Source organism: Kitasatospora sp. NPDC053308 (assembly GCF_055585785.1).
Window position 1 is genome coordinate 161,951 of sequence record NZ_JBVJJY010000013.1, and the last position, 26,668, is coordinate 188,618.

The 26,668-nt window shown below is 70.7% G+C and carries 22 protein-coding genes, 1 pseudogene and 1 CRISPR repeat array; of the genes and pseudogenes, 6 read left to right on the forward strand and 17 right to left on the reverse strand.

What is annotated here, in order from left to right; all coding sequences use genetic code 11:
* Nucleotides 1-84 precede the first annotated feature (84 nt).
* The 4 genes from ACZ6Y7_RS26350 to ACZ6Y7_RS26365 all read right to left on the reverse strand — a co-directional run bounded on the left by ACZ6Y7_RS26350 (nucleotide 85) and on the right by ACZ6Y7_RS26365 (nucleotide 2,992).
* Nucleotides 85-981 carry an aldo/keto reductase gene (locus tag ACZ6Y7_RS26350; RefSeq protein WP_465760402.1) on the reverse strand — a complete coding sequence of 299 codons (897 nt, stop codon included), beginning with the start codon at nucleotides 979-981 and terminating at the stop codon, nucleotides 85-87.
* Entirely contained in the window at nucleotides 978-2,165 is a 1,188-nt protein-coding gene (locus ACZ6Y7_RS26355; RefSeq protein ID WP_465760403.1) for a cupin domain-containing protein, read from the reverse strand. Before ACZ6Y7_RS26355 ends, ACZ6Y7_RS26350 begins: the two co-directional genes overlap by 4 nt.
* A gap of 13 nt (nucleotides 2,166-2,178) precedes the next feature.
* Nucleotides 2,179-2,319 (reverse strand): hypothetical protein, encoded by a 141-nt coding sequence (locus ACZ6Y7_RS26360; protein ID WP_465760404.1) that lies wholly within the window; start codon nucleotides 2,317-2,319, stop codon nucleotides 2,179-2,181.
* A gap of 178 nt (nucleotides 2,320-2,497) precedes the next feature.
* Nucleotides 2,498-2,992, reverse strand: coding sequence for an ATP-binding protein (locus ACZ6Y7_RS26365; RefSeq protein WP_465760405.1), 495 nt, complete (start codon nucleotides 2,990-2,992; stop codon nucleotides 2,498-2,500).
* Nucleotides 2,993-3,195: 203 nt separating this feature from the next.
* Here ACZ6Y7_RS26365 and ACZ6Y7_RS26370 point away from each other — a divergent pair, with 203 nt between their 5' ends.
* The 3 genes from ACZ6Y7_RS26370 (at nucleotide 3,196) to ACZ6Y7_RS26380 (ending at nucleotide 6,168) form a co-directional block, all read left to right on the forward strand.
* Nucleotides 3,196-4,509 carry a helix-turn-helix transcriptional regulator gene (locus ACZ6Y7_RS26370; RefSeq protein ID WP_465760406.1) on the forward strand — a complete coding sequence of 438 codons (1,314 nt, stop codon included), beginning with the start codon at nucleotides 3,196-3,198 and terminating at the stop codon, nucleotides 4,507-4,509.
* Nucleotides 4,506-5,324 carry a class I SAM-dependent methyltransferase gene (locus tag ACZ6Y7_RS26375; RefSeq protein WP_465760407.1) on the forward strand — a complete coding sequence of 273 codons (819 nt, stop codon included), beginning with the start codon at nucleotides 4,506-4,508 and terminating at the stop codon, nucleotides 5,322-5,324. The genes ACZ6Y7_RS26370 and ACZ6Y7_RS26375 overlap by 4 nt, the downstream gene beginning before the upstream one ends.
* 619 nt (nucleotides 5,325-5,943) lie before the next feature.
* Complete coding sequence (locus tag ACZ6Y7_RS26380; protein ID WP_465760408.1) at nucleotides 5,944-6,168, forward strand: hypothetical protein; 225 nt, start codon at nucleotides 5,944-5,946, stop codon at nucleotides 6,166-6,168.
* Nucleotides 6,169-6,172: 4 nt separating this feature from the next.
* Here ACZ6Y7_RS26380 and ACZ6Y7_RS26385 read toward each other — a convergent pair whose 3' ends face one another.
* The 6 genes and pseudogenes from ACZ6Y7_RS26385 to ACZ6Y7_RS26410 form a co-directional block, all read right to left on the reverse strand.
* On the reverse strand, nucleotides 6,173-6,571 hold the full coding sequence (locus ACZ6Y7_RS26385; protein WP_465760409.1) for a hypothetical protein: 399 nt from the start codon (nucleotides 6,569-6,571) through the stop codon (nucleotides 6,173-6,175).
* A gap of 417 nt (nucleotides 6,572-6,988) precedes the next feature.
* Nucleotides 6,989-7,522, reverse strand: coding sequence for a CbrC family protein (locus tag ACZ6Y7_RS26390; RefSeq protein ID WP_465760410.1), 534 nt, complete (start codon nucleotides 7,520-7,522; stop codon nucleotides 6,989-6,991).
* Between the two features lie 109 nt (nucleotides 7,523-7,631).
* Nucleotides 7,632-8,109 (reverse strand): annotated as a pseudogene (locus ACZ6Y7_RS26395) (ISKra4 family transposase); the annotation flags it as partial.
* A gap of 1,507 nt (nucleotides 8,110-9,616) precedes the next feature.
* A complete protein-coding gene (locus ACZ6Y7_RS26400) occupies nucleotides 9,617-10,171 on the reverse strand; it encodes a hypothetical protein (protein ID WP_465760411.1) in 555 nt (184 codons plus the stop codon).
* Nucleotides 10,168-11,877, reverse strand: coding sequence for an alpha/beta hydrolase (locus tag ACZ6Y7_RS26405; protein ID WP_465760412.1), 1,710 nt, complete (start codon nucleotides 11,875-11,877; stop codon nucleotides 10,168-10,170). Before ACZ6Y7_RS26405 ends, ACZ6Y7_RS26400 begins: the two co-directional genes overlap by 4 nt.
* Nucleotides 11,878-11,881: 4 nt before the next feature.
* On the reverse strand, nucleotides 11,882-12,283 hold the full coding sequence (locus ACZ6Y7_RS26410) for a WXG100 family type VII secretion target (RefSeq protein ID WP_465760413.1): 402 nt from the start codon (nucleotides 12,281-12,283) through the stop codon (nucleotides 11,882-11,884).
* A gap of 272 nt (nucleotides 12,284-12,555) precedes the next feature.
* Between ACZ6Y7_RS26410 and ACZ6Y7_RS26415 the strand changes: the two genes are divergently transcribed.
* Nucleotides 12,556-13,542 (forward strand): hypothetical protein, encoded by a 987-nt coding sequence (locus tag ACZ6Y7_RS26415; protein WP_465760414.1) that lies wholly within the window; start codon nucleotides 12,556-12,558, stop codon nucleotides 13,540-13,542.
* Nucleotides 13,543-13,883: 341 nt separating this feature from the next.
* A complete protein-coding gene (locus ACZ6Y7_RS26420) occupies nucleotides 13,884-14,303 on the forward strand; it encodes a hypothetical protein (protein WP_465760415.1) in 420 nt (139 codons plus the stop codon).
* An 18-nt stretch (nucleotides 14,304-14,321) separates the two neighbouring features.
* Here ACZ6Y7_RS26420 and ACZ6Y7_RS26425 read toward each other — a convergent pair whose 3' ends face one another.
* From ACZ6Y7_RS26425 to ACZ6Y7_RS26440, 4 genes are all read right to left on the reverse strand, one after another.
* Entirely contained in the window at nucleotides 14,322-15,761 is a 1,440-nt protein-coding gene (locus tag ACZ6Y7_RS26425) for a tetratricopeptide repeat protein (protein ID WP_465760416.1), read from the reverse strand.
* Nucleotides 15,762-16,538: 777 nt separating this feature from the next.
* Nucleotides 16,539-16,873: direct repeats of the CRISPR family, unit length 29 nt; unit sequence CGGCTGACCCCCGCGGGTGCGGGGAGGAC.
* A 417-nt stretch (nucleotides 16,874-17,290) separates the two neighbouring features.
* A complete protein-coding gene (locus tag ACZ6Y7_RS26430) occupies nucleotides 17,291-17,542 on the reverse strand; it encodes a hypothetical protein (RefSeq protein ID WP_465760417.1) in 252 nt (83 codons plus the stop codon).
* A 479-nt stretch (nucleotides 17,543-18,021) separates the two neighbouring features.
* Entirely contained in the window at nucleotides 18,022-18,621 is a 600-nt protein-coding gene (locus ACZ6Y7_RS26435; protein WP_465760418.1) for a hypothetical protein, read from the reverse strand.
* Nucleotides 18,622-19,616: 995 nt separating this feature from the next.
* Nucleotides 19,617-19,892, reverse strand: coding sequence for a hypothetical protein (locus ACZ6Y7_RS26440; protein WP_465760419.1), 276 nt, complete (start codon nucleotides 19,890-19,892; stop codon nucleotides 19,617-19,619).
* 132 nt (nucleotides 19,893-20,024) lie between these two features.
* Here ACZ6Y7_RS26440 and gcvH point away from each other — a divergent pair, with 132 nt between their 5' ends.
* Complete coding sequence (gene gcvH, locus ACZ6Y7_RS26445) at nucleotides 20,025-20,405, forward strand: glycine cleavage system protein GcvH (protein WP_465760420.1); 381 nt, start codon at nucleotides 20,025-20,027, stop codon at nucleotides 20,403-20,405.
* Nucleotides 20,406-21,258: 853 nt separating this feature from the next.
* On the opposite strand, the gene ACZ6Y7_RS26450 is transcribed toward gcvH, so the two are convergent.
* Genes ACZ6Y7_RS26450 through ACZ6Y7_RS26460 form a run of 3 tightly spaced genes read right to left on the reverse strand, consistent with a single transcriptional unit; the run spans nucleotide 21,259 to nucleotide 26,211 of the window.
* A complete protein-coding gene (locus tag ACZ6Y7_RS26450) occupies nucleotides 21,259-22,839 on the reverse strand; it encodes an N-6 DNA methylase (RefSeq protein ID WP_465760421.1) in 1,581 nt (526 codons plus the stop codon).
* Nucleotides 22,836-24,272: a restriction endonuclease subunit S gene (locus ACZ6Y7_RS26455; protein ID WP_465760422.1), complete on the reverse strand. Its 1,437-nt coding sequence runs from the start codon at nucleotides 24,270-24,272 to the stop codon at nucleotides 22,836-22,838. The genes ACZ6Y7_RS26450 and ACZ6Y7_RS26455 overlap by 4 nt, the downstream gene beginning before the upstream one ends.
* Nucleotides 24,273-24,279: 7 nt before the next feature.
* Nucleotides 24,280-26,211, reverse strand: coding sequence for a DNA/RNA helicase domain-containing protein (locus tag ACZ6Y7_RS26460; RefSeq protein WP_465760423.1), 1,932 nt, complete (start codon nucleotides 26,209-26,211; stop codon nucleotides 24,280-24,282).
* Between the last annotated feature and the right edge of the window lie 457 nt (nucleotides 26,212-26,668).

A 26,668-nucleotide genomic window follows, 5' to 3' on the forward strand; every position in this document is an offset into this window, starting at 1 on the left:
GCTTCGCGCGAGCCGATCGGCGCCGCGCCGAGAGCCGTCGTTGCCGCTGCGTGCATCCCGCGCATCCGCCTGGCGGTGTCCGGCTCAGGTTCCGAGTACATCAACGACCCTTCGAAGTACGTCCGGAGACAACGGCGATCGGCCGACGGCTTCGGCGGCCCGTGTCCAGTGTTCCGGGTGTCCCGTCGACAGGAGCACGCGCTTCACCCCTGGGATTGACGCCACGACGGCGAGGGCGGCATCGGCAGGGGTCCTGCCAGGGGTGATCAGCTCGGACAGTTCGGGGGTCACCAGACCGGGGACCTCGCCGCCGTGGAGCGGAGCGGAGGCGAATACCTCCAGTCCCGCCGCCAGGGCATCGGCCAACGGGCCGTGTCCGTCGAGGGCCTGGGCGACGGGCGAGAGGCGGACGAGGGAGACCGGGAGCTGGACGGCACCCAGGTGGTGATTCGGCCCGCCCGCCTTGGTCGCGAGTTCGAGCAGCGTGGGTACGTCGAACAGGCCGCTACTGAAGCCGCACCAGGTCGCCACTCCATAGGCGCTGATGATCTGTTGGCTGCACGCCTCCTCGAGAGCCAGGAAGGCGTTGTAGAGCCTGCCGGTGATCTCGCCGCCCGGGCAGGCGTGCTCGGGGTTGTGTACGAACACCAGGTCGGGCACCCGGCCGAGCATGAGCCTGCTCCGCGCGAGCTGCCAGGCGATGTAGTCGGGGGCGAGGCAGTGCCCGCGTTCGGCGTCCGCCGTGGAAAGGGCACCGGCCCGCACACCGATGTGCCCGGCGCCGGTCGGGACGAAGCCCACCTTCGTGGAGACGCACAGCTCGGGGTAGGCAGCCAGAACCACCGCAAGTGACGCCTCCGCCCGGCCGCCCGCGTAGTTGGGCGCGGTGTCCACCCAGTCCGCACCACGGGAGGCGGCCATCAACGAGGCCTCGGCCACATCGGGGCAACGATAGGTGCCGAGGCCCAGTCGGGCGGTCATCGTGGGCTTCCGATCGCGGCGGCTTGGCCGTCGACCAGCTCCGTCACGACACCGGCCGCCTGCCCGAGGGTGACGCCTGCGGCCTGTGCGAGATCGGCCAACCGGTGAGGTTCCCCGTCGGCGAGGAGCGCGAGCATCGGCTCGGCCTTGGCGGCAAACGTCCACTCCTCGCCGCCTGCGGTCAGCCGGACCGTGCCGTCGGACACGACCGTGAGCGCGGGCCGCGTGGTGAGCAGACGTACGTGCAGGTCGGCATCCGGCGGGGCCGCCGTGATGTGGGGCAGCGACGTCGCGAGCCGGGCTCGCTCGGTGGCGTCGCGAGCAGCGGAGAAGCGGGCGAGCAGGTCGTCACTTTCGAGCTCGGCCGCGAGGAGCTTGCCGATCGTGTAGAGGAAGGCACGCTGCTCCTCGGCGGCCCCGAAGCGCGGAATGTCCGCTCGAACGGCCTCGTGGACGCGCAGCATCTCCGACAGCCAGGTGATGAGATCGGCGCCGGTCGTGCTCTGCAGCCCGCACGTGACGTGCAGCGAGTGTTGGCCCTCAGAGGCAGCCACGGCGTGCCACCAGCCCCGAGGCAGATAGAGCACATCGCCGGCGGTGAGGACCAGATCGGCGACCGGCTCCTCGGGCGGCGGCTCGGGCGTCTCGACGTCGCGATGCATCGGCACCGTGCGGGTCGGGCCGTGGATGCGCCAGCGCTTCGCACCATCGAGCTGGACGACGACCACGTCGTGATCGTCCCAGTGGACGCCGAAGCCCTCGGTGTCGGTCCAGGAGGCGTACAGGTTGACCTGCACGCCGGTACGCAGCCAGCGCTCCAGCTGGCCGGCCAGAGCACCGATGCCGGGGTCGAGTTCGTCGACGGCGTCCAGCACCAGCGTGGCACCCTCGGCGAGCCGCTGGTGCATCTCGGAGGGTTGGAGCTGGTGCCACACGGTGCTGCGTCGGGTGGTGATCGGCCGGGAGTAGGTGTGCGCGGGCACCTGTTCTCCCTTGGCGGCGAGGCGGAAGCGTGGGGGTTCGAACCGGTGGTGGGTCAGGATGGCGTTGAGGTCATCCCAGCTCATCAGCCCGGCGAGCGACGCGGCTTCACCGCGTGCGACCTTGAAGCTGCGGCCGAGCGTCTGGGCGAGGAAGTCATCCCCGCCCAGACGCTCAACCACCGAGAAGTGCTCGGCGGTCATCGTGATACAGCCGTCAGTCGTTGGTGTCGGTTCGGCCGGTGGAGCCGCCGTCCGACGGCTGCTCGCCACGCGAGCGGGCCGCGGCGACCTTCGTACGGGCGACCAGCAGGCCGTCGTCCTCCGGCTCGGTGCCGGTCGTCAGGTTCTCGGTCATGAAGCACTCCTTCGGTTTCATGGGGTGGGCCGACTGCCCGGCCCCGTCGTGGGTGCAGCGATGGATCCGTTGCCAGGGCAAGCCGCCGACAGGGAACCTCGGGTGCTGTGCCGCGTGGCTGCTGGTCCGCGCGGCCACCCGGATCCCCCAGCCCTCGTTGGGACGGGAGGAAGTCGTGTCAGGCGCCGGGCGGCACGATGCGCCGTGCGTTCGGGGCAGCGGCCTTCACCAGCGCGGTGAGTCGTTCGTCGCCCGAGACAGCGGCGGTGGTGCCGATCTCAAACCAGATGCGTTTTCCGGCGGGGTCCGGCTCGGCGCCCCAGTTCGTCGCGAGCGCAGCCACCAAGTGCAGCCCTCGCCCGCCGGTGGCGTCGAGATCGATCCCGCCGGCGGTCGGCAGGTCGTGGCCGACGTCCGTCACCTCGACGCGCAGCCGGTGACCGTCCCAGGACACGCACACGACGCACGGGGCGCGGGTGTGGGACACGGCGTTGGTGATCAGCTCGCTGGACAGCAACTCGACGTCGCGGAGCGCGCTCTTCGCCAGCGGCAGGCCCCAACCGCGCACGATCCGTATCACCCGCCGCCGCGCGTTCGGTACGGCCTTGGCACTGGGCAGCACGCGAAAGCTGAACGGGGCGGGGACAGTGGCCTGCCGGGTGGCGACGGACATGATCGCGGACCTTTCACCGGGACGAGGTCGGCAGCGGGCAGATTCGCGCCGGGATTCACCCGGCGGATATCTACGGAACCGCTTCCAACGGCGTTGAACCAGAGCAGAATTGATGCGGCAATGAGGCGTTCGTGCTGCAGGGCCAGGCATGACCTGGACTGTTGTAGCCGCAGGCGAACCGACGTACCTCTGGAGGACACGGGATGGAATCCAGCAGGTCCCGGCTGATCCAGCGCAGGAAGGCGGTCGGCCATACGCAGGAATCCTTGGCTGAAGCCCTCGCCGTGGACCGCACGACCGTAGGACGGTGGGAGAGCGGCAGGGGTGCCCCGCAGCCCTGGATGCGGCCGAAGCTTGCCCGTGTGCTGGGACTCTCGGTCGAGCAGCTGGCCGAATTGCTGACAGTGCCCTCGGTGGGCGCCGAAGCAGTCACACTGACCAGCGGTGTCGGCTACACCTCGCCACCGGTGCCCGGTCGACGCACCGACCACGGCAACGATCTCGAAGCGGCCGTGGCAGCCGACTCGGCCGAGTCCGCGTTCTTCCTCCGCTTCGCGAGCGTGTCCAACGTGGACGACATGCTGCTCGAGCAGATCGACGCGGACATCGCGAGGCTGGCACGGGACTACGTGAGCATGCCGGTGTCCGAGCTCTTCTACGACATCGGAACCCTCCGGCGTGGAGTGTTCGACTTGCTCCGAGGCCGCCAACACCCTTATCAAACACGCCACCTCTACCTGCAGGCCGGGCGCCTCTGCGGCCTGGCCACTCATAGCGCCCTCGACCTCGGCCACTACGCAGCTGCGGCGACGCATTCGCGAACGGCCTGGCGCTGCGCGGAGTCAGCCGGGCACGACGGTCTTCGGGCCTGGATCCGATCCGTCCAGTCCCTGATCGCCTACTGGCAGCAGGACCACCACCGGGCCGCCGAGCTGGCGAGAGCCGGACTGCCGTACGCGGACGGTGGGACGATCGCAGCTCGGCTGCTCAGCCTGGAAGCGCGGGCCACTGCCGCGCTCGGCGACAGCGTGAGCGCGCTACGGGCCGTGGAAGCCGCCGAGGCGGCGCGGAGCGCCGTAGCCGCCGTGGATCTTCCTGGGGTGTTCACGTTTCCCGAGGCCAAGCAGTGGGCCTATGCCGGCACTGCCCTTCTCGCTCTGGCCGCCCGGTCGCATGTGAACCGTGCCATCGAGGCGTCCTCCCGGGCCATCGCCATGTACGAGTCCGGACCGCAGCGGGAACAGTCCTCCGGGGACCTGCTGGCCGCCCGCCTCGACCTCGCCAACGCCCATCTCGCCCACGGTGACCTCGACGGCGTGCGGGAGAAGCTCTCGATGGTGCTGGAGGCCGCTCCGGGCCGACGAACAGCGAGCATCTCCAGCCGCCTTCGGGCGCTGGGCGCTCGTCTCGGCGAGCCCGCCTACGCAGGCTCTCCGGTCGTCCTGAGTCTCCGTGAGAATGTCAGAGAAGCCTGCTCTCGACCCGCGTTCACGAACTCTCCGGAGCTGCCCCAGTGACGAGAAACACCGCACAACAGGACGCCGCAGTCGCCGACAAGTCGATCCTCGCGAACAGCGCCTACGCGGACGGACGCCATCTGGCCGCCCGCCAGTCCATCTACCAGTGGCAGCAGCCGCAGTACGACCTGCCCGGAATCGTTGTCGAAGAGCTGGTCGGCACGAGGGGGACCGTCCTCGACATCGGCTGCGGCAACGGTAAGTTCGTCAGCCGTCTCCACAGGGACCGCCCAGACCTTCGGGTCATCGGGGTGGACATCTCGGCGGGAATCCTCGCTGAGGTCGAGAAGCCGGTCCTGGTGGCCGACACCCAGTCCCTGCCCTTCGCCGACAACAGCGCCGACGCTGTGCTGGCCCTGCACATGCTGTACCACGTCAGCGACATCGAGGCCGCGATCAAGGAACTGGCCCGCGTCCTCCGGCCTGGCGGCATGCTCATCGCCTCGACCAACAGCGAAACCGACAAGCGGGAGCTGGACCAGCTCTGGGCCGAGGCGGCCGGCGACGTCCTCGGCATTGCCGAGGGGCCGGCGCGGGTCTCCCTCAGCTCCCGCTTCTCCTTGGAGAAGGCCCGCGGCTACCTCGGCGCGGCATTCGGAGACATTCGGGTGAGGGAACTACCCGGAACGATCGAGATCACCGACCCCGCGCCGGTCGTAGCCCACCTCGCCTCCTATGAAGCGTGGGCCGACGAATGCGGGGTTCCCTTCCATGAGACCGTAAGCCGAGCGGCCGCAGTTGCTGGCAGCACGATCGCGAGTAGGGGCTCATTCAAGATCGAATGTCTCGGCGGGATCCTGGTGTGCCGCTTGTGAATGCGCTATGCGAGCTGGCCTCCGGCGCGGCGCTGGGCGAATTGCGGCCGAGGCTATGTGGTTCCGTCAGGCTCTCGACAGCGTCCTGCTCCTTCCCCGCACCTGCGGGGGTCAGCCGTCCTCCGGGGCAGTTCGCCGACGCGGGATTCCAGCTCGACCGGCTGGACGGCGGAACGGCGGTCAACGCCCCGGCCGGGCCTCGGCCGGGGCAGATGGCCCGCACCCCGGGTCCCCGATTGCCCAGTCGAGTACGACTCCCCGTGCCCACCCGGGGACCGATTGAGGGGAACGCTGTGGCGTCGACCACCCGCCGGGCCAAGCCGCCGAACGACGCGCTGGCCCGGATGATCGAAAAGTGAGGGAGCCAGCCACAAATCGCTGGCTTTCCGCGTGAACCAGCTGGCCCGAGAAGCCGGGCTGACTACTACATATACGCACACCTCGATCGCGAACTGGTGCCGTCGGGGCATGGTCCCCGAGTGGCCGGTGCCCAGGCTGCTGGCCCAGGCGATCGGCGAACGGCTCGGCCGACCCGTGCACTTGGCGGAGATCGGTATGGCGGACGCCGAGACACCAGACGCCGCGGTGGGGTGGGATTCCCGCGAGACCCGCCGACGCCGTGCGCGTCGCCGCTTCGTTCTGGAGTTCGGTGAACCGCCGCGACTTCCTCACCGGATCCAGCTTCGCTTTTGCCGCCTTCACGACGCCGGTGACCCGGTGGCTGGTGAGCCCCGCCGACGACACCTCCGCCCATCGCGGGACCGGCCGGGGCGGCGCCGCCGACCTCGCCGAACTGCGGGATGCAACGGTCTGGCGAGCCGTCCACCAGCCTGCCGACGGGTGACCGTTCAGATGCCCGGACCGCAGATGGCGCGGCCCGGCTGCCGACGGGAGTACCGGACCATGGCGTCCTCGGAGCTCGTCGGCTTGCTGCCGTCGGCGGGCGTCAGGCTGTAGAAGACCGTGATGGAACCTTCGTCTACGGCGTCCAGGACGCCGTTCCACGGGATGGTGTAATCGACCGTGGTGGTGTCAGCGGTGACGCTCACGATGTCCTGTATCGCCACGGCCGGTGTCTGCCCCGCGATGTCGGTGCAGACGGTGACGTTGAAGGTGACCGTGTCCCCGGCCTTGCCGGGAATCCGGTCCACCCGTACGAGCACACCGTTCCAAGGCTTCTGCCGACAAGCGATCCCGCCCGGAGGCTCCTCGTCGGGAAATTCCGGGATGTCGAGCTCGACCCACATACAGGCTCCTGGTCATTGAAAGGCTGAGGCGACAGAACGGCCTCCGTCTCGTGATCATGGATTAGACACCGATTCGAAGACAGCCGATTTCGCGTGCCCGAACCTCTCGTCCCGGAGCGTCGACCGTGACGGAGGCGGCTCGTCCACGAGGACCCAGCCGTGCGACGAGGGGAGCGGCGCCGAGGCCGAGGTGAACCTGCTGCGGGCGCGGGCCCGCTTCACCGGCAAGCGCCTGCCGTTCGTCACCGACACCGAGACCCGCGCGCGGGGGCCGAGCCTGGGTGCGACGTCACCGCGATGCTGCTGGCCGCCCGCACCCCCAGCACCTCCACGATCCTCAACCCCAGCGTGGGGCCCGAGGTCGGCTTCGGGTGTAGATCTTTTGAAGGGAAAGGCGCGCGCTGAGCTGGGCCATGGCTACGAAGCGTCGGCGTAGGCGAGGTGGGTGCCGCAAACGGTGCAGCGGAAGAGCATGGCGCTGGCCCCCCGCCCGAGGTGGGTCAGGAAGTTCTCGAGCTCGGACGCGTCGTGCCATCCGCTCATGCGCAGGTCGCATCGGAGCTGGTCGAGTGCCTCGGGGTGTGCCGCCAGTTCGGTGTATCCGACCTCGCCGATGAATGCCGCGGCGTCGTTGCAGTGGACAAGCCAGTGCGGATCCTGCCAGGCGTGGAAGCCGGGAGTGCGGCGTGTGACCTGCTCCAGGGTCTCCGCGCTGACGCCGTCGAGGCCGTACGCGTCGGTGAATTCGCCTTCGAATCGTTCGGCGGCGCTGCCGTCGGCGATGCACCAGGGGCAGAATCTCCCGCTGACGTCGTGGGTGCTGTAGAAGGTCGCGGTGTAGATCCACCCTGTGCTGCGGTTGCAGCAGGCGCAGGTCTCGGCGCTCTCGCCGACGGACCCGCTTGCGACGGGGTCGGAGTGGTAGCGGAAGTGGGGCAGGCTGGCACTCACTGATGAGCCTGCCGGTGCATGGAGAGGTCCGCCTCGACGCCGGCAGGTGCGTCGGCGGGTATTCCTGTGAACCTCATGGGTCGCAGTCTGTCCGCAACCGGGCCCGTGATCAAGCGGTGAGTTCGAAGCTCTGCTGGTCGGGGGTGGGGTAGAGGCGCTCGTGCTCCCGGGGCGGTGTGGAAGCCCCAGTAGGAGGCGAGAGCGCCGTTGGCAACCAGGGTGCGGAGCCGGAGGACGGCTTCGGCCCCGGGCAGGCCCCAGCGGGCACTGGTGATGTCGAGGCGGTCGGCGATCAGATGGCGGCAGGCAGCTTCGACCGCGCCCGTCGCGATCGGCCGGCCGTTGACGAGGGCGGTGTCGTAGCGGAGCTGTTTGAGATGGCCGGTCAGGTAACGGTGGCAGGCATCGACGGCCTCGCGCCGGGCGGACAGCGGTCCTTCCCGGTAGGCCTGGGCGGTCCTCTCGCCGGCGGTACGGGCGGCGTGGCCTGCGAGGATCGCGGTCAGGTGGTCGGCGGCCCAGGCTTCGGCGCCGTGGAAGGCGTGGGCGGCGTCCCAGACGTACTCGGCGACGTGGACGAAGTCCAGTCTTCCGCGTGATCCGCAACCGCTCCAGAGCCAACCTGGACTCTTCCGACCTCCCGGACACGACGGCGAGTTCGGCTGCCAGCTCCTTGACCCGCACCCGGGCAGTCGCCTCGCGGGTGGCCAGCTCCTCGAACAGCGAGCCTGTCCGTCACCTCTCTCCCGCTTCCACGGTAGAGACGAACAGCCCCACGCACAGCCCCGATCAGCGTTCTCCCAGCTCAGCCCTTCCCTCCCAGAAGATCCGCACCCGTCGGCTTCTTCTGGATCGGGACTGCGGCTGACCCCTGCAGGTGCGGGGAGGACGTCCCCCGCCCGCAGCGGCAGCAGCCGCGCCCGGGCCGACCCCTGCGGGTGCGGGGAGGACTCGACCAGGACCCACTGGCCGTAGCTCTCGATCGGCTGACCCCCGCGGGTGCGGGGAGGACCGCCACATCTCCGGCGCGGGCGGAGAACCCGGCGGCTGACCCCCGCGGGTGCGGGGAGGACCTGGTCGACGTTCGCCGCAACGCCCGGACGAACGGCTGACCCCCGCGGGTGCGGGGAGGACCCGGCCGGGGCCGCCTGCGCGGCCGCCACGCTCGGCTGACCCCCGCGGGTGCTGGGAGGACGACGTGCCCGGCCCGCCAGCACTCGTGGGCGGCGGCTGACCCCCGCGGGTGCGGGGAGGACTGGCTCACCTGGATGCAGACGACCAACAACAACGGCTGACCCCCGCGAGTGCGGGGAGGACAAGGCCGCACTGGCCGGCCTCGGCGTGGCTGCCGGCTGACCCCCGCGAGTGCGGGGAGGACGGGTTCCGCGGCAGTTTCGGGCTGGCCCTGGACGGCTGACCCCCGCGAGTGCGGGGAGGACGCCCCAGCGGCGGGTCCGGCCGTGGACGACGTCCGGCTGACCCCCGCGAGTGCGGGGAGGACTGCGACCTACGATGAGCCGGTGACCGAAGCTGATGGCTGACCCCCGCGAGTGCGGGGAGGACTGCGTGACGTGCTACCCAGCGCACCCCTCGCACGGCTGACCCCCGCGAGTGCGGGGAGGACGGGAGAGGGTCTGGGAGAGTTGATCTCCGATATGGCTGACCCCCGCGAGTGCGGGGAGGACGATGTCCTTGACGCCGTTGACGACAGCAGAGGCTGGCTGACCCCCGCGAGTGCGGGGAGGACGTCGTCGAGGAGTTGGTTGATGACGTGGGCGGCGGCTGACCCCCGCGAGTGCGGGGAGGACCCTTCGCGACCTGGGGCGATGGGGCGGGTTTGCTACTTCTTTGCCAAGCTCGAATGCGCCCCCGCTTGATTGGCCCAACGTCGCACGTGAACTGTTGAGGTGTCAAAGAGCCTGAGCCGCACGCTATGTGCCGGTGCCGACGGCGGCCCGACGCCGACAGCGCGGGGCACGCCGGTGGCCAGGAGTGTCGGGCGTCGGCGGCGGAAGCAGGGCTCCACCGCCGGGGACGGTGGTCCGGCGCCGCGCACCGCGCGGGCGGTCTCCACCGTGCCGGGCGGGTGCGCGGTCAGCCGTGGGCGGGGGCGCCGGGGCTGCTGGCGCGTGGGACGCAGGGGGCGAGGACGGTCAGGTCCAGGGTGTCCGGCGCGGTTTCGGGGTCACCGACCACGACCGAGGCGGTGAACTTGTTCGCGTCGTTGGACAGGTCCAGCCGTTTGTCGTCACGTCGTTCGACGGAGAAGCCGTCCTGCTTCAGCCGCTGCTTCACCGCGTCGAAGACGCCCGGGACCTTCGGTCCGGGGATCCCGCGCAGTTTGTAGGAGACGTACGGCATGTACCGGGTGGGCGAGTCGGCCGGCCCGGACTCGCATTCGTCCTTGTCGACCAGCGGATCGGGGATCTTCACGGTGGCCTTGTCCGGGAGCGCCTCGAGCGCGGCGGACGCGTAGGCCCTGACCTTCTCCTCGGCCTGTCCGAGGTTCATGGACGGGGCGTCGCTCCCGCAGGCGGCCAGGGCGAGGACGCCCCCGGTCAGCAGGCCCAGGACGGCGACGCGCCGTGCGGGCCGGCCGCGGCCGACGCTCCCTCCGTTCTGCTGCATCACCTGCGCGGGGCGGCTCATGAGACCGGCCTTCCCGCGATGACCTGGCCGAAGGCCTTCCAGGACGGTGTGCCCTTGTTCCAGTAGTGGTCGTGGTCGGTGTTCTGGGACGGCAGGTGCTGGGCGCCGAAGGCGGGGTTCATCGGGTCGCGTCCGAATCGGAGGTGGTAGTCGTCGCTGGCGGGGTTGTAGTTGTCGGCGGAGAGGGGGTCGGGCGTCCAGTCCGTGATCGAGTCGTCGCCGCCGAGCACCGCGTAGACGTGGGACGGGTCCATCTTCGTCCCCTTCGCGAGGTCGGTGTTGAGGTCGGCCGCTCTGTCGACGCCGACGCCGGGGCTTCCGGCGAAGACCACGGTGTCGACGGGGAGCCCCTTGTCGCGCATGGCGTAGCCGACGACGGTGCTGCCGTAGCTGTGTCCGATGATCGTGTTGTGGGACGGGGACCCCTGGTGGGTGGCCCGCAGACCGGACTGGAAGCTGTAGAGGTTCTGCTCGGCGTCCTTGGCGTACCCCTCGTAGGCCGCGTCCGGGATCGGTTGCGGGAAACTGGGCTTGGCCGACTGCGGTGCCGTGTAGTTCACGTAGGCGATCGTGGAGACCTTGCTGCCGGGGCTCGCGTCGACGGCGCTGCGGTACATCTCCTTCGCCTTGTCCATGGTGCCGCCGACGCCGGCGAGCTTGGACTCGGTGCCGGGGACGAAGGTGGCCACGTGGTCGGCGGTGTCCGGGTCGTTCAGGGCGAGGATCGCGCGGCCGCCCGGCGCAGCGGCGTCGAGGCCGAGCAGGTAGGGGCGCGGGTCCTGGTCGGTGACCGGCTTGTCGAGGCGGTCCTGGATGGCCTGGAGGCCCTTCAGCTTGCCCTGCAGCGCGTCGCGTTCGGCCTTCCAGACGATGTGGTCCGGGCTCTCAGTGGCCCCGTACGGGGTGCCCGTGACCGACAGCGGCTCGGACTTGTCGAGGTCGCTGAGCTGCTTCTGGAGGTCGGCCCGGGTGCGGGTGAGATTGATCCGGTTGGCCTGGTCGCGGGCGGCGGCCGGGACGCCGTCGAGGTTGCCGACCTGGGCGGGGTCGTCCTGGATGAACTTCTGCCGCTCGGTGTCGGTGAGGCCGTCCCACCACTTCTTGACGCTCGCCGGGTCGGTGCCGGCGGGCGGGATCTGTTCGCGGGCGTTCTCGGCGGCCTGGTCCTTGGCCACGGTGGCGGCGTCGAGGCCGGTGCCGTTGCTCGCGTTGGTCGCGAAGTGGTTCAGCCGGGCGCTGATCTCCTGGTCGGCGTGGGCGGCCTCGTTGAGCGCGGCGGTGATGCGGTTGCTGATGGCGATGGCCGTCGTCTCGGCGCCGGCGCCCGCGTAGTTCGCGGACGTGGGCTCCTTGTCCCAGGTGATGGTGCCGTCGGGGGCCACGTTGAGCTTCGCGGCCTTGGCGTCGTCCAGGGCGGACACCAGGTGGGACTGGGCCAGCGCGAACTGCTCGGCCGCCTTCGCGAGCGCCTTGCCGACGAAGTCGAGCTCGCTGTGCGCGGACTGGAGTTCGGTGCCGAGGAACTGGATCCGGGCCTGGGCGTGGTTGGACGCGGTGCCGGTCCAGTGGGAGTTGGTGAGCCGGTCGGCGACCTCGTGCTGCCAGGACTCGATGTGCCGGCCGAAGGCCGAGTAGAGCGCGTCGAAGGCGTTCTTCGCGATGGTGATGTTGTTGATGTTCGCGTCATAGAGGGTCTTGATGTCCACGGGGCTACTCCGCGGCCTTCGCGCCGGCGGGCTTCACCGGGCCCGGGACGACCACCGTGCCGAAGGGGTCCGGCTCGTTCGGGACCGGTGCGGCCGGGTTCCGCAGGTTCGCGTGGATGTCCTTCTCGACCTGGCGGTAGTAGGCGGCGGTCGTGGCGAGCTTGGTGCCGACGTCGCCCATGTCACCGGCGAGCTTGTCCAGCAGCGTCTTCCAGTTGGTGCCGCAGTCGCGCACCGCGGCGGCCGTGAGCCAGCCCCGCAGGGTGCCGGCGGCCTGGTTGCACGGCTCCGAGAGCTTCGACGTCTCGCCCGGTATCAGACCCCCGATGTGCTGGGCGCTCTGCCCGCAGCCGTCCAGCTCGGCCGGATTGACCTTGAATTCCAATGCAGCGTCAGGATCTGCCACGTTCTCTTCCCCCTTGGTTCCGGACCTGGTGTCCCCCCGAGGTCCGAGATCATTTGACACCGAATTTTATCGGATCCTTTCTCTACGGACGGAAACTGACCGGCCGACGCTCGAACGCACCTTCTCTGGAGAGGAGTTGCGACCCCGCCCGTTTCGGCGAAGACCCCCTGCCCCGGTGAGCGACGTGGTACGTTCCGTAACCCAACCGAAAACAGTCGACCCCGGCAGCGCGCCAACGCTCCGGGGTCCGGCACCAGGAGCACACACTCCCGATGCGGAACCATCGTAGCGCCCACGCGCGCAACTTCACCGTGCTGCCCAACGCCCTGCTGCAGGACCGGCGGCTGAGCTACACCGCCCGCGGCCTCCTCGCCGACCTCCTCTCCCGCCCCGACGGCCGGCGCGAGGACGGACGGCACACGGCGGACACCAGCCCCCAGGGACGCGGGGCGGTCCGAAGGGCCCTCAAGGAGCTGACCCAGGCCGGGTACTACCGGGTCGACGTCGTCCGCATGCCCGACGGCACCGTCCGCTCGGAGGCCCACGTCTACGACACCCCGCAGCTCGGACCGGCCGCACCGGGTGTCCCCCGTCCGGCGCCCGGTCCACCGGCGACCGGCGCCACAGGCGCCCCTTCAAAGAACCGGTGCCAAGAACCCTCCCACCCCACCGAACCGGCCGACGGGCCTGACCGGCCTGCTCCGCCCGACCGGCGGGAAGAACACCTCGACAGCGACCGGAAAGCCCCCGCACCGCCCGACGAACAGACCCGCGAGGCCGTCGCGACCCTGTTCCGGGTGATCCGCCCCGAACCGCGCCTGCGCCTCGGCGAGGCCGAGGCGGCGGAACTGGCCCCGCTCGTCAGCCGATGGCTCCAGCGCGGCGCCACCACGGCCGACCTGGCCCAGGCACTCCTGCCCGGCCTGCCCACACCCGTGCACTCACCGGCCGGCGTGCTCCGCCACCGTCTCCAGCACAAACTGCCGCCCACTCCGGACCCGCACCGGCCCTCCGGCCAACCCCGGCCCCGCTACGCCGAGTGCGTCCAGTGCCACGACCCCGTGCCGCAGCCCGGTATCTGCGCCGCCTGTTCGGGTCTCAGCGGGCAACGTGCCAGGCCGGACGGCTCGATGGGCACGGTGGCCCTGGCGGTTGCCGGAGCCGCCCGCGTCCGGGCGGCCGTCCTCGCAGCCCGGACGGCTTCGAGCCCACGACAGCCCGCCGGGCCGGGTCCCACCCGGTCCCTTTGTCCCGCCTGAGGCCTGCCCGGGACCGGCCGGCCCGCAGGTGATCCGGAGACGCCATCTTTTGGGCGGTCGACGCGACCGGGGTGGACGGGCACCGGCGGTGGACTCCGGTGCCCGGTCCGTCGTGGTGGCCGGGCGACGCAATCCGTCACGCCCTGCGAGCCCGCGTGGGCGTCCCGATCACGTGCTCGGCCCGACGTCGTCCGGACTCGCGCCCGGGCGAGACACCCGACGTGATTGGCGGGCCGCGAAAAGCCCGGCTCTGTTCAACCGGTTTCGGTAGATGAGCGCGATCGGCCGTAGCGCGAGGAAGTCGGTATCCATCTGGCGCCGGAGCGTGCGACGATCGCCGGATGGGGATTCCTGATCCTGCACGTCGAGCGCGATTGCTTGTCGAGTCGCTGACCGTGGTGGCGGCTGATCCGTCGGCGCAGCTGTCGTGGGTGGACGAGCACGGGGTTCCGACGGACGAGATCGCCCTGGACTTCGACCACGCCTTCCGCATGGCCGAGAGCCCGGCCGAGGACGGGGAGGTCAGCCGCGAGGTGCTTTCTGCGCTGCGGGCGATCGATGCGGTCTTCGCTGGGATGAGGGGCCGGGAGAACTCGGATCGGTGGAGCAGGGAGTCTCTGGCGGCTGATCCGGGTTGGGGCGAAGCCCTCGAGCTGGCTCGGCGCGTACTCGTCGAGGTGGCGGGGGAGTGGCCTGCGTCATCTGGGGTTGCGGGACCGGCTCAGCAGGTAAGCGGGCATGGGGAGTTGTCAGGCACGTAAGGCACATGGCCCCATTTCCTACGACGGAGGCTCCGAGGTGAACCAGTCCGGCACGGCCCAGGGATCGTCCTGCGGCCGTCGTGCCGCCGACTCCCGCTCCCGCTGCTCGTGGGCCGCGCGCTTCTCGGCGATCGTGGGGATGCAGGCGAGAGCCTCGGCCGGGCGGCCGTGCTTGACCAGCATGTCGACCAGGTCATAGGTGGCCAGGTGCTGAGTGGACGAGCGAAGCAGGGCCAGGGCCTCCTCCAGCCGGCCGTCCCACTCCAACAGGCGTGCCAGGCTGAGGTCCCACTCGCCCGGCTCCTTCTCGTTGAGGGCGGTGGCCTCCGCGATGCCCTCCGCACATCGGCCCGCCTCGCCCAGGAGCCACAGTCGCAGGCCGAGGACCTGGTCCGGGTGCCCCTCGGCCCACGCACCGGTGAGCCCGCCCAGGAGTTCGAGAGCCCGGCCGGGCCGGCCGTCGCTGACGAGCAACTCCAGCGCCCAATACACGAAGTTCCAGCAGTCGTAGTAGTCGTAGGTCGGCCGCCCAACCTCCACCGCCTCGTCGATCCTGCCCTGGCGCACCAGGAGGTGCATCAGCGCCGCACGGTCGTTCGGGTCGTCGTGGGCCCCGATCGCCTCGCGCAGCAGGGCCTCCGCCTCGCAGACCCGCCCCGTGTCCTCCAGCGCCTTCGCGTACACGTCGAAGGCGGCGCGGTGCTCCACCGCGGCGAGGGCCCTCAGTTCCTCGATCAGCCCCTGCCGGGCAAGGAGCTCCGCGTAGTACTCGGGGAAGTTGAGGGAATGGCGCCGACCCGAGGCCATCTCGGTGCGTAGGACCTCGACGGCCTCCTCCGCCCGCCCGGCCCGTTCCAGCACCTGGGAGATCAGGAGCAGCACGTGCCACCGGTCCGTCCGGGACCCCTGGCACTCCTGACCGCACCGCCCACACCCCGCGCTGTCCTTGCGCTCCATGTGCTCCGCTTCCTGGGTGAGCACCTGGAGCACCTGGTCGTCACACCCCTGACCCTCGGTCACCTCGACCAGGCGGGAGCGGAGCCAGTACTCCCCGAGATGGGGTGTGAGCACGTCGATCGCCTCGCCGGCCCGCCCTGCCTTCGCCGCCAGCCCGGCGTAGCGGGCGCACACGTGGCCGTCACCGAGCCCGGCCGCGTCCGGGCGCACCATCGCGAGCGCTTCGTCGCCATCGCCCCGACCGATCATGATTTCCGCGGTGAACCACTCGGCCTCCCGCCATCCGATCTCCCTGAACGGAGCCACCAGGCTTACCGCCCGGTCGGCATCTCCGGCCGCGCACAGCCCCCGGGCTGCCGCCTCCGTGCCGTTCCAGTCGCCGCGCTCCCGCGCCACCCGAATCAGCAGCTCCAGCTGCCCCAGGTCGATGAGGGTCCGCGCCAGCTGCGGGTAGATACCACCCTGGTGGCTCGCCTGCCAAGAAAGATCATCAATGTTCACGCACGCACCCTACGGACCGCCGCCGACAGACTTCGCCCGGCGAAAAGCCCACGCCAGGGGTGTGGCCCTTCTCAGCCTGCGAGCTTTGAGGTACCGGCCGAACGCCTCCACCAGGCGCTCCGGCGGACCCGGGCCGACTGGGAGGCCGCGCTCCGAGCTGGAGCCGGGAGAACCCAGACTTCGCGACAGACCTTGCCCAGGCCGCCGAGCACTTTCCCCGCTGACGTGCCGTACGTGCCTGACGAACCCCCGGATATCTGTAAGGCACGGACCGATCAGGCCCACTTGCCTTACATGCCCGACGGCCCCTTGGCACCCGAGATAACGGTTGCCGCTGCCGGAAATCCGCGTCGTTCGGTAGCGGGCCGGCTGATCGCTTCCAGGCCCTGGTCGAGGTTGCCGCGATGGAGGTGGGCTGTCCCCACGATTGCCGGGCGCATGCCCACCGAGCGGGTGAACGCACAGGGTCGCAGACCGCGGCCCGCGCTCTACTTGCCTGCGGACTGAAGAGCAGTGGCGATCGTGATGAACGCTTCGGCCAGTCGTTCAACGTTCCATCTCGAGGTGTTCGTGTCTGCGGTGTCGGGTGGGGTGCGGCCTCCGGACGAGCTGGTGAGTCTCACATGGAAGCGTGATGCGTGTTCACCCCTCATTGAGACTCTCACGGGCCCAGTCACGGATTATTGAGCGGGTACATCAGGCGGCCGTGTGCTTTGCGGTGGACGAGCGCGGGTGCGGGAAGGGCTATTCGGGCGACACCATCATGTGCGTGGCGATCGGCTGGCCCCCGCGGGCGCGGGGAGGACCAACAAGGGCGGCAGGAACCGCCGTATGAAGACCGGCTGACCCCCGCGGGTGCGGGGAGGACTCAAGGTGGCGCGTCCCCAGGGAGTAGTAGGTCGGCTGACCCCCGCGGGTGCGGGGAGGACTCGAGGGATGCCGGCTGGTGCAGGACGCGGTGCGGCTGACCCCCGCGGGTGCGGGGAGGACGCCTCGTAGCTGACGGACAGCTCGATCCAGTCCGGCTGACCCCCGCGGGTGCGGGGAGGACAGGCGGCCGTATCGTCAGCGGAGTGACGATACCGGCTGACCCCCGCGGGTGCGGGGAGGACCCTCCGCGACCTGGGGCGATGCGGCGGCTTTGGTATTTCTTTGCCAAGCTCGTATGTGCCCGCGCTCGATTGGCCCCAACGTCGCACGGCAACTGTTGAGGTGTCAAAGAGTCTGAACCGCATCCTATGCGTCGGTGCCGACGGCGAACCGAGGCTGACAACGGGGAGCCCGCCGACGGCCAGGAGCGTCGCAGCGGAGTGTCGAGCGCTGCTGGCGGAAGCAGGGCTCCGCCGCCAGCGGATGGGCAGGTCGTCGCCGCGCGCTCGCGTGCCGGCGGGCCTGGGCGGACTCGACGCATCCTTGGCTAGCGGCACGGCCTGGACATCGCCGGCAGCCCACTGCTCCTCAGGGGAACCCGAGGTCGAAACGGCAGCGCGGCGGACGAGGCGGCCCCTGCGTCCGTTCGGAGCCCGCGTTCAACAGGCGGCGTAGTACTCGCCGTCGTCCCCCTGAACCCTTGCCTCCAGGACTTTCGCCACCTCTCCCATCGTCGCGATCACCGCATCGCTCGGGGCCTTGGACACGATCCGACCTGCGCTCCACCACATCGGAGCCACCCTGAGGTCGGGATCAGCGGCCACCACCGCTTCCCATTCCGCCGCCTCGATGTCTCGGCCCGCTTCGTCCCACCAGTTCTCACGCCGCGTGATGTGCACGTCGTAGCCCATGAGCAGCCAGAGTAAGCAGCGGGACCGACATGACCACGACGTCGGACTGGGCACTCGAAGACAGGAAGCGGCCGCCTCCGGCGGAGGGACTTGCGGTCCGTTTCGCTTCCGCCACCCGGGTCGGTCTTCGTCGTTTCCTGGACGTGCCGTCGGGCTGCCCTCACTGCGCCGATCACGGAAGTCCGGCTGCCGCCGGACTCGGGCCCTGACGGCCCTTTCCGTGCTCATCCATTACCGCTCACTCTGCCGAGTGGACCCTTCCGTCCCGGACCGTCAGGTGCCGCTCAGAGCGCCGCTGGGGGGCTTGCCAGGCACAGCGGACCCCCGTTTGCCCCGGTCCCCAGCAAGTAACGCAGTGACGGGACTGGGTACCGCCAGCCGTCGTGTGGCCCCATGGGCTTCCCATTCCTCGGCGTCCCGGAGTAGGGCGAGGTCGGCGGGCCCCTCGGTTGTACCCCTTCTCGTCGCCCCGGTCCGGATCAGCCGGAGGCGGTCGCGAGGCGGTGGACCTGGGCGGTCACCAGGTCTCTGCGCAGGGCAGGAGTGTGAGCGGTGTCGTCGGCGGTGAGGAGAAGGACGCGGTTGTCGCCGACGGCCGCGTAGAGGTAGACACGCGTGAACCCGCCCGGGGACGCCACCGCGCCGGTCGGTGCGACGACGCGGAAGCCCACGGCCGGAACCTCCAACCCCTCGACGGGAACCGCCTCGACCCGCAGCTGCGGCCCGCCGTCCGCCCGGAAGCCGGTGCAGCCGCCGCTGTACACGGCGTGCTCCAGCGCGTCGAAGCGTTCCCGGGACCGACCGTCGGGAACGGTCCCGATGTCCGCCAGGGTTCGGTTGCCGAGCACGTTGTCGCCCGTGACGTACCAGCGACGGGCGGAGTTCGGCAGTTGCTCGGAAACCGCGGTGAGGACCGGCCCGCACGCCGGGTACCGCTGGACCTGGTCGGCCAGGTCGGCCGGTGTGCCGGGCGCGGCCTTGGCGGGCTCGGTCGTACTGCCCGGGGGCAGGTCGGCAACCTGTAGGAGCGAGGCGTCCAGCTGCTCGCGGGACAGAGGCGCGAGCGCCTTCCACGGCACGGCCGACGAGGTCGGCAGGGGCGCAGCTGGTGGAGCCGACGGAGACGCAGCGGCACCATGGTCAGGACCGACCGGAGACGAAGGCCCCGGGGCCGATGCCGAGGAACAACCCGCCAACAGACCGGTCATCGCCAGCGTCACCGGCGCCACACGGACGACGAACCGCGTCAAAGGGGTGTCTCCTGATCTCCCGTTCCCCGTCGGACGACAGCCTCCGCACAGGCCGGGACGAGTACGGTCATTATGATCATTCATCCGAGCAGCACGCACGGCTTTTTTGCGAACGGCACCGACGTCAGGCTGCCGGGGGTGGAGTACGGCTCGCAGTGACCGCAGCCCAGGGCCAAGATGCCGGGTCGCAAAGAACGTCTCCATACGCACGTACGCCGCCGCCGCGTCGAGCGCCGGCGAGGCTGCGATCGTCGCTGCCCACCGCATCAGTTCCACGAGCCGGACGCTGAGGGCGAGGTACCCGTCCTTGTAGGCCACGGCGTTCGCTGAGCGGACCGTCAGGGCCAGTAGGTGCGCCGCCTGTTCCCGCTCACCACCCGGTGCACTGTCGACAGCCCGGAAGAGTTCGGACAGCAGGGCCGGCGCCCGCTCGCTGAGGCGAACGTACTGGGACTGCACCCGGTCCTCGACAGCGGCCTCCACGTCGGCGGTGACTTGCGCATGTGGCCTGCCCAGGCGGCCTGCCAGCACGAGTCTGTCTGGCAACCCTGCGCGAGCACACGGCGCGGCCGTACAGCCGTTCTCGCGGTCAGTTGCGCTCTGTCTGACCGGATGGCCCTGTCCGACCGCATCGCCCATCCCCGTCGTCGCTTGCTCGCGCGGAGTCGATATGCCCGCCGTCGACTATGCGCTGACCACGCGACCGTGGGCCGAGCCGCTGACCCCGCCGGGTGCGGGGAGGACTGACCGGTCTCCGGGTCGGTGGCCTTGCGGATCGGCCGACCCCCGCGGGCGCGGGGAGGACTCGGCGGCGAGGATCAGGTTCAGCAGCACGCTCGATTCTCCTCCGACTCCAGCCAGTCCTCCAGTTCCCAGTCGAGTCCGGGCCAGATCCCGGAGGTCTCGCGGATCTCCTTTCCGAGGTTCCAGCGCTCGGTGGCCGGATACGAGAGGTACAGGTGCCCGTTGATCTGTACCGGGGCGTAGGCGTCGACGACCGCTTTGTAGTCCTCGGGGAAGCAAATGCCGATCTCGGCCTCCAGTCCAGCCCGCGCGTCGGGGGTGGCGAAGCGGTGCCCGCCGGGTCCGAGCATCGCCAAGGCCTCAGCGAGGTAGTCGCGCACCGAGTGGTCATGACTTCGCGCGGGATCCCCCGGAATCCATCACGGGAGCACCATCGACATGGCACTGTGTCATCGGTCGATCACGCCACGCCCTGGAGGAACCCTGCCATGCCGAATGTCCCTGCTGAGCTCAAGTACACCGACGAGCACGAGTGGGTGCGCGTCGAAGCCGACGGAACGCTGACGGTAGGCATCACGGATCATGCCCAGAGCACGCTCGGGGACATCGTGTTCCTTGAACTGCCCGCGGTGGGCAAGCAGGTCAAGGCCGGTGACGCCATCGGCATCGTGGAGTCGGTCAAGGCCGCCAGCGACTTCTACAGCCCGGCGACCGGCGAGGTCGTCGCCGTCAACGGCGACGCCATCGACACTCCCGAGGAAGTGAACTCCGACGCCTATGACACCTGGCTGTTCAAGATCAAGCTGGCGGACGACGCCTCTATCGACAATCTGCTCGACGCCGCCGCCTACGCGAAGTTGATCGGCTGACGCTCCGTCGGTGCGGTGCCGGTCGGCACCGCGCCGGCTCACCACGCTGTTCGACGCCGGACCTGGACTGGCCGAGGCCCTGGCGGGTCCGCCCGGCGAGACCGAGACAGCGGGCTTCGAAGCCGCTTCCCCAGCTGCGCCAGGCAAGCGAGGAGTTCGATTTCCACGCCTTCTCAGGTGACTCCCAAAGTGGTGAACATCTGTTCGTTCTCGCGAACAGAGCCTGGTCCGGTCGAAACCGGTGGAGGCTGACCCCCGCGGGTGCGGGGAGGACAAGTCGGCGTGCCAGAGCAGCTGCGTCGACAGCGGCTGACCCCCGCGGGTGCGGGGAGGACAGCTGACCAACAGCCAGGGACGTAGTCTCGATCGGCTGACCCCCGCGGGTGCGGGGAGGACACAGCCGCAGCCGTGATCCCGGCAGTCCCACGCGGCTGACCCCGCGGGTGCGGGGAGGACGAGGGCAACCCCCGGTTCCACCCCCGTCCGGCCGGCTGACCCCGCGGGTGCGGGGAGGACGAGCAGGTGCTCGGCTACCTCGCCAGCACCAGCGGCTGACCCCCGCGGGTGCGGGGAGGACGCCTACCAGGCCGGCCGCCGGTTCGCCGTCCACGGCTGACCCCCGCGGGTGCGGGGAGGACGCCTCCACCTCGAACCCCTGGGTGGCGAGCTTCGGCTGACCCCCGCGGGTGCGGGGAGGACGACCGGGTGGGGATCAGCGCCGAGGTCGCCGTCGGCTGACCCCCGCGGGTGCGGGGAGGACGCGTCGCCGTGGGCCAGCTCGCCGCTGACGATCGGCTGACCCCCGCGGGTGCGGGGAGGACCCTTCGCGACCTGGGGCGATGCGGCGGCTTTGCTATTTGTTTGCCGACCTCGTATGTGTCCCCGCTCGAGTGGCCCCAACGTCGCACGTCAACTGTTGAGGTGTCAAAGCGATGTCCGCCGAAGCCGACGGCAGGGACGCCGGTGGCGCCTGGCCGAGCGTGCGGGTGATGGCCTCGAACTCGGCGAGCGCCGCCCGCAGGTTCTGCGCGATCTCGGCTGCGATCACCTCGGGCGGGCTGTCGTTCGGCGGGGTCGGCTGGGCGATCGGGCAGATCAGGTCGAGGTTGGCGTCGTCACGGTTGATCAGCTCCTCGTAGGTGAAGCGTGCGAAGCGGCCGTCCGGGGTCTCCGTGCGGGAGGCGCGGTCGCCGGGGCGCAGGGCTTCGAGGACGCCGGTCAGGTCGTCCGCTCGCAGCGGGCGCTGTGTCGGGTGGAACGAGTGGCCGGTGCGCAGGTCGTAGACCCACAGGTGTGTGGTGGCGGGTGTGCCCGAGGGCGACTGCGGCTTGGTGAAGTGGAGGACGTTGGTACGGACCCCTGGCGCGCTGTGGAAGATCCCCGTGGGCAGCCTGATGAGCGTGTGGAGGTCGAAGTCGCGCAGCAGCAGCCGCCGTACCGCCTCCGCGGGGCCGCTTCCGAACAGGACGCCGTCCGGCAGTATCACCGCCGCCCGGCCGCCGGGGGCCAGGACCGACATGACGTGCTGGAGGTGGTTGAGGGCCTTGTCGCGTGTCCGGACGGCGAAGTCGGGGCGTTCCGGCGGGGTGCCCAGCGTTCCGAACGGCGGATTGCTGAGCACGACGTCGGCCTGGGTGAAGCGGCGCGCGTCGAACGGGTCGGTGCTGGTGACGTGGACCGGGCCGCCGTACCAGCCGGTGTCCCGCAGGAGCAGGTTCGCGCCGGCCAGGCGGCTCGCGGGCGACGGCTCGTTGCCCGCGAGGCGGCGTCGGGTCGACGGCGGCAACACGGGGCCGGGGTGCCGCTCGCGGATGTGGCGTAGCGCGGCGACGAGGAAGCCGCCTGTTCCGCACGCGGGATCGGCGATGCCGTCCGCCGGGCCCGGTCCCGCGAGGCGCACGAGGGTGTCGACGAGGGAGCGCGGGATGTGGTGCGGGCTGCTTCTGCGGGTGTCCTGGGCGGCGAGGTCGAACAGGGCCTCCAGGACATCGCCCTCCTCCTCACTCCCGTCGGGACCCGGGGTGAGGCCCTCCTCCAGGTCGTCGATCAGCTCCCGGAGCAGGAGCGGGTCGGTGACGGCCGCGCGCTCGCCGACGAGCGCGCGGCCGAGCGCGGTGTCGGGCCGGTTGCCGAGGTCTTTCAGGATCCGCTCGTACACCTCGGGCAGGTCGCCGTCCGGAGCGGCGCGGAGGGCGGTCCAGGCGCCTGACGCGGCGGCGAGTTCCGGGTGGGCCGGGCGCCCGGGACGGGGTGTCGTCGGTCGGTCGGCCCGCTTGAGCAGGAGGAGGTGGGACATCGTCTCGAGGAACATCCAGCCGGGGACGCCGTCCTCGCGCAGCCGCTCGTACCGGCTCCATAGCCGGTCGGCCAGAGCCTTCGGCGGTTCCGCCTCCTCAAGCGGCAGGGGCAGGTCGGTGGGGCGGCCGCTGCTCATCGGAAGTCGAACTCCTGCTGCTCGTAGCCGGTCTCGGGGCACCTCGTCGGCTCGTCGGCCTGGGTGGGATCGTCGGCGGTCCCGTGGCCGGTGAGCCGGCCGGACAACGCGTGGGCGAGGACGGCCAGCCGCAGCTCCGGAGCGGATCGTCGGGCGTCGGCGACGAGCGCGCGGGTGGCGTTCACGTGCTCCCTCCAGACCTCCGCCGCCCGGACGAGCCGTTCCTGGACGGGGAGGGCGGGAACGGGGACGGTGACGGCCCTGACGTCCTCGAGGCGGACGGAGAGGCTGCCCGTCGTGCCCCTGACCTGGTCCTGGAGGCGGCGGCGGGTGGCCGGGGCGTTCCAGACGAGCTCGAGGAACCGCGGAAGGAGCCGCGAGCCGGGCCGGATGCGGACGAGATGGTTCTGGTACAGGGCACCGGCGGGCTCGCCGTGCCAGAGGGCGGCCTGGCCGATGCGCTCGAGGCTGCCGTTCTGCCGGACGACCAGGAGGTCGCCGGCTTCGACGAGGTGGCGGCGCACGGAGTCGCGGGCGTGCACGGGGATGGTGACCCGGCGGACGTCACCGAGCGTCAGGGCCTCGCGCGCGACGTTCGCGACGCCGAGGTACGGATGCGAGGATCCGGTCTCCGCGGCTTCGGGCGTGCGCAGCCCCGCGGTGACCTCGGCGACCTCGCCGATCGGTGACAGCGGTCCGGTGGCTGGGGCCTCGGTCGGGCCGTCGGCGGTGACGTCGTCGGTGAGACGTCCGGTGACGACGGCGTTCAGGACGCTGTCCCACAGGCGGGGAAGCCCCTGATACGCGGCATCGTGGGCCGCCTCGCCGGCGTCGAGACGGCCCAGCAGCTCGTCCAGGGCGTCGGCGACGCGCCGTTGCTCGGCCGGCGGCGGTACCGGGACGCGCCACTCCCGGACGGCGTCGGAGCCCAGGTGCTTGAGCCCGGTGGCGCCCCTGGCACGGCGGCCGAACTCGCCGCGCAAAGCGTCGTAGGAGAGGGCGTGACAGAGGTAGCGGGGGTCCGTCCCGGGGACCGGCCGGACGCGGATGAGACCGCTGTGGAAGGAGCAGTCCTCGATCTCGCCGTTCCACAGCACGGGACGGCCGATGCGCTCGACGCTTCCGGAGGCCTCGGCCAGCAGGACGTCGCCGGGGCGCAGGTCGTATCGGCGGGCCTGTTCCCGGGTCAGTTCCGTGGTCGAGACGTTCGCGAGGTCCAGGACGCCCCAGCCGAGGTTGGAGCACCTCAGCTGGCGCCGCGTGAGTGTGCCGGGGACCCGGGCACGGGTGGCGCCCCGGCCAGGCTGGACCGTGGCGATCGCGTCGATCCTGCGCAGGGCCCAGCCGGGCGGCAGCGGCAGAGCGGGGGACAACCGGTTCTCGCCTCCCGTCCTGGTCCGTCCGGGGGCGGCCCGGCGGGCACCGTCGGTCATCGGGGGTTCAGATCTTCTGGAGACCGAGATCGGCGAACAGCCGCCTGGTCGCCGGGTCGACCGAGTACAGCACCGTGCCGCGGATGGAACGCGTCATGAGGACGCCGTAGGCGTTGCGGATCGCCCGCGCGAGCTCCTCGTCGGACCGTATCCGGTCGGCCTTGCTGAGCACGTGCTCGCGGTGCACGGCCCAAGCGCCGTGCTCCCACGTGAGGTCGGGCCCCATGATCACGCCGCCCCACTCGTACTCCAGCCCCTGCGCGGTGTGCACGCAGCCGATCTGCCCGAAACCCCCCGGGTCCGTCGCCCAGTACTTCCGCTTCGGGACACCGGGAGTCCTGTGATCGTCACCGGCGTTCCACGGACGGGCCCACCCCGCCTCCGGCGCCACCTCCGGCACCGTGCCGCTCGAGTCGGTCCACGGCCAGCACATGCCGGCGCTCATCCGGGCACTGGCACCCGCCTCCAGCCGTTCCCGCAGGAACCCCTCCATCTCGCCGGCGCTCTCGGCGTAGTAGAGCTGGAACGGCTCCGGGTCCGGACCGTCGTCGGGGTTCCACACGATCGGAGCGCCGGCCATGAGCGGCTGGACCCAGGCGTCGTACGTCGCGCTGCCCACGGCACGCAGCACCCGGTCCAGGGTGATCGGGACGACCTCCGCCCCGAGACGCTGGATCTCCTCGACGAGCGCCTGCGGAGACCACACCTCCTCGGCGAACAGGCGCTGGTCACCGTCGATGAAGAACACCGGCACCCGCGCCCGGGAGACGATCACCTCGACCGACGACTCACCGGGACGCATGTGGAAGGAGCCCCGCATCGGGCGCTCCGACAACCGGTGCGCCTCGTCGCACAGGATGACGTCGAGTTCGTCCACCGCCAGGTCGTCGGCGACCCTGTTCAGCGTCGTGAACGCGCTGCGCCGGCCCGGTGCCGCGCGGCGGAAGGTGTCGCGCGAGGCGATCCCCCCGGAGACGAAGGCGGCCCGGTAGCCCTCGGACAGCGCGTCTCCCAGCAGGGTCAGCGCCACCAGCGACTTGCCGCTGCCCGCCCGGCCGCTCACCACGTAGACCTTCTTGGTGCCCGGGGCGGACGTGGCACGGACGGAGTCCATCACGTCGTTCACCGCGCGCAGCTGGTTCTCCACCAGGCTGAAGCGGGTGTGGCCGTCGATGATCGCGCCGATCTCGTCGGTGAGGAGCGTCTCCGAGCGGCGGCGGTCCAGGAGGGTCTGGGCCGCCTCGGCACCGGAGGCCGGGGCGAAATTCGCCTCGAGGAACGTCCGCAGGTCGGCGGGCCGGCGGGCGGTGAACGTCGGGATGCCGGGGCAGGGCGCCACGTTGCCGATCCACTGCGCGTCCGGGCGCTTGAGGTTGTGCAGGTAGGAGGCGCCGGCGAGGTTGACGTAGCGGCTGTCGAACATGCTGTGGTGCTTCCTGAGCGCCACCATGTTGTCCCGCACCTGAACGGCCGGATGCTTCTTGTGCTTGTCGTACCCCGGCACGAAGACGCGGTCGACCGCGCACCCGGCACACAGCCCGCTCCCGCCCCCGGACCGGCACGACGCGCACAGACCCTTGGGCTTGTCCGCCCGGGGGCGCTCGACGACGTCCCACTGCTTGAGTTCGAACGCGGCGAAGCTCAACCCGCCCGACGGGTGGTCGCCGGCGAGCACGACGTCGATCGGGCTCATCCCGGGGGCGACGCGGTACTCGACGAACATCCACACCTGGCCGCGCCCGAGGTCGGTCAGGACGGTCGCCAGCTCGTACAGACTCTCCCGCCACGACGTCACATCGCCCGTCGACGGGTCCTTCCCCTCGGGATGAGCCTCCCGGTAGCACCGCTCGATCTTCTCGACCAGCCCCAGCCGGTTGCGCACCAGCTCCTCGGCGGGCCAGTACGCCTCCAAGTCCCCCCACACGGCACCGGTCGCCACCCCGAACCACTCCCCCGATGACCGACCGGACCCCGTCACGGCCGAACCACTCATGCCGAACCCGCCACCGACACACATCGGTCGACGGCGAACTTCAATGATCGCCGAGTATCCCAGTACCGGACAGCAAGAGACAAGGAATTACCGTCGGGCGGGGCACAGCGGGCGCGAGGTCGACGCGCGGACGCCCACCGTCCCGTCACGCACATGACGGACGCCTCCCACGACATCTCGCCCGGCCCACGAGCGGCTCGGCCCAGACCCTCGGCCCGGTAAATGATCTCCAGGGTCAGCGGGATCGGGTTAGCCTCGCGGAATGACTCGGACCGGTCGATATCGGTGGCGTACCCGTCTGCGCAGGCACCTGCCCTGGTTCCTCGTCGCGCGAGGGCTCGCCGACAAGGGCAGCCAGGACTGCGGAGCCCATGAGTGGTACAACCACGACGGCGCGGTGGCG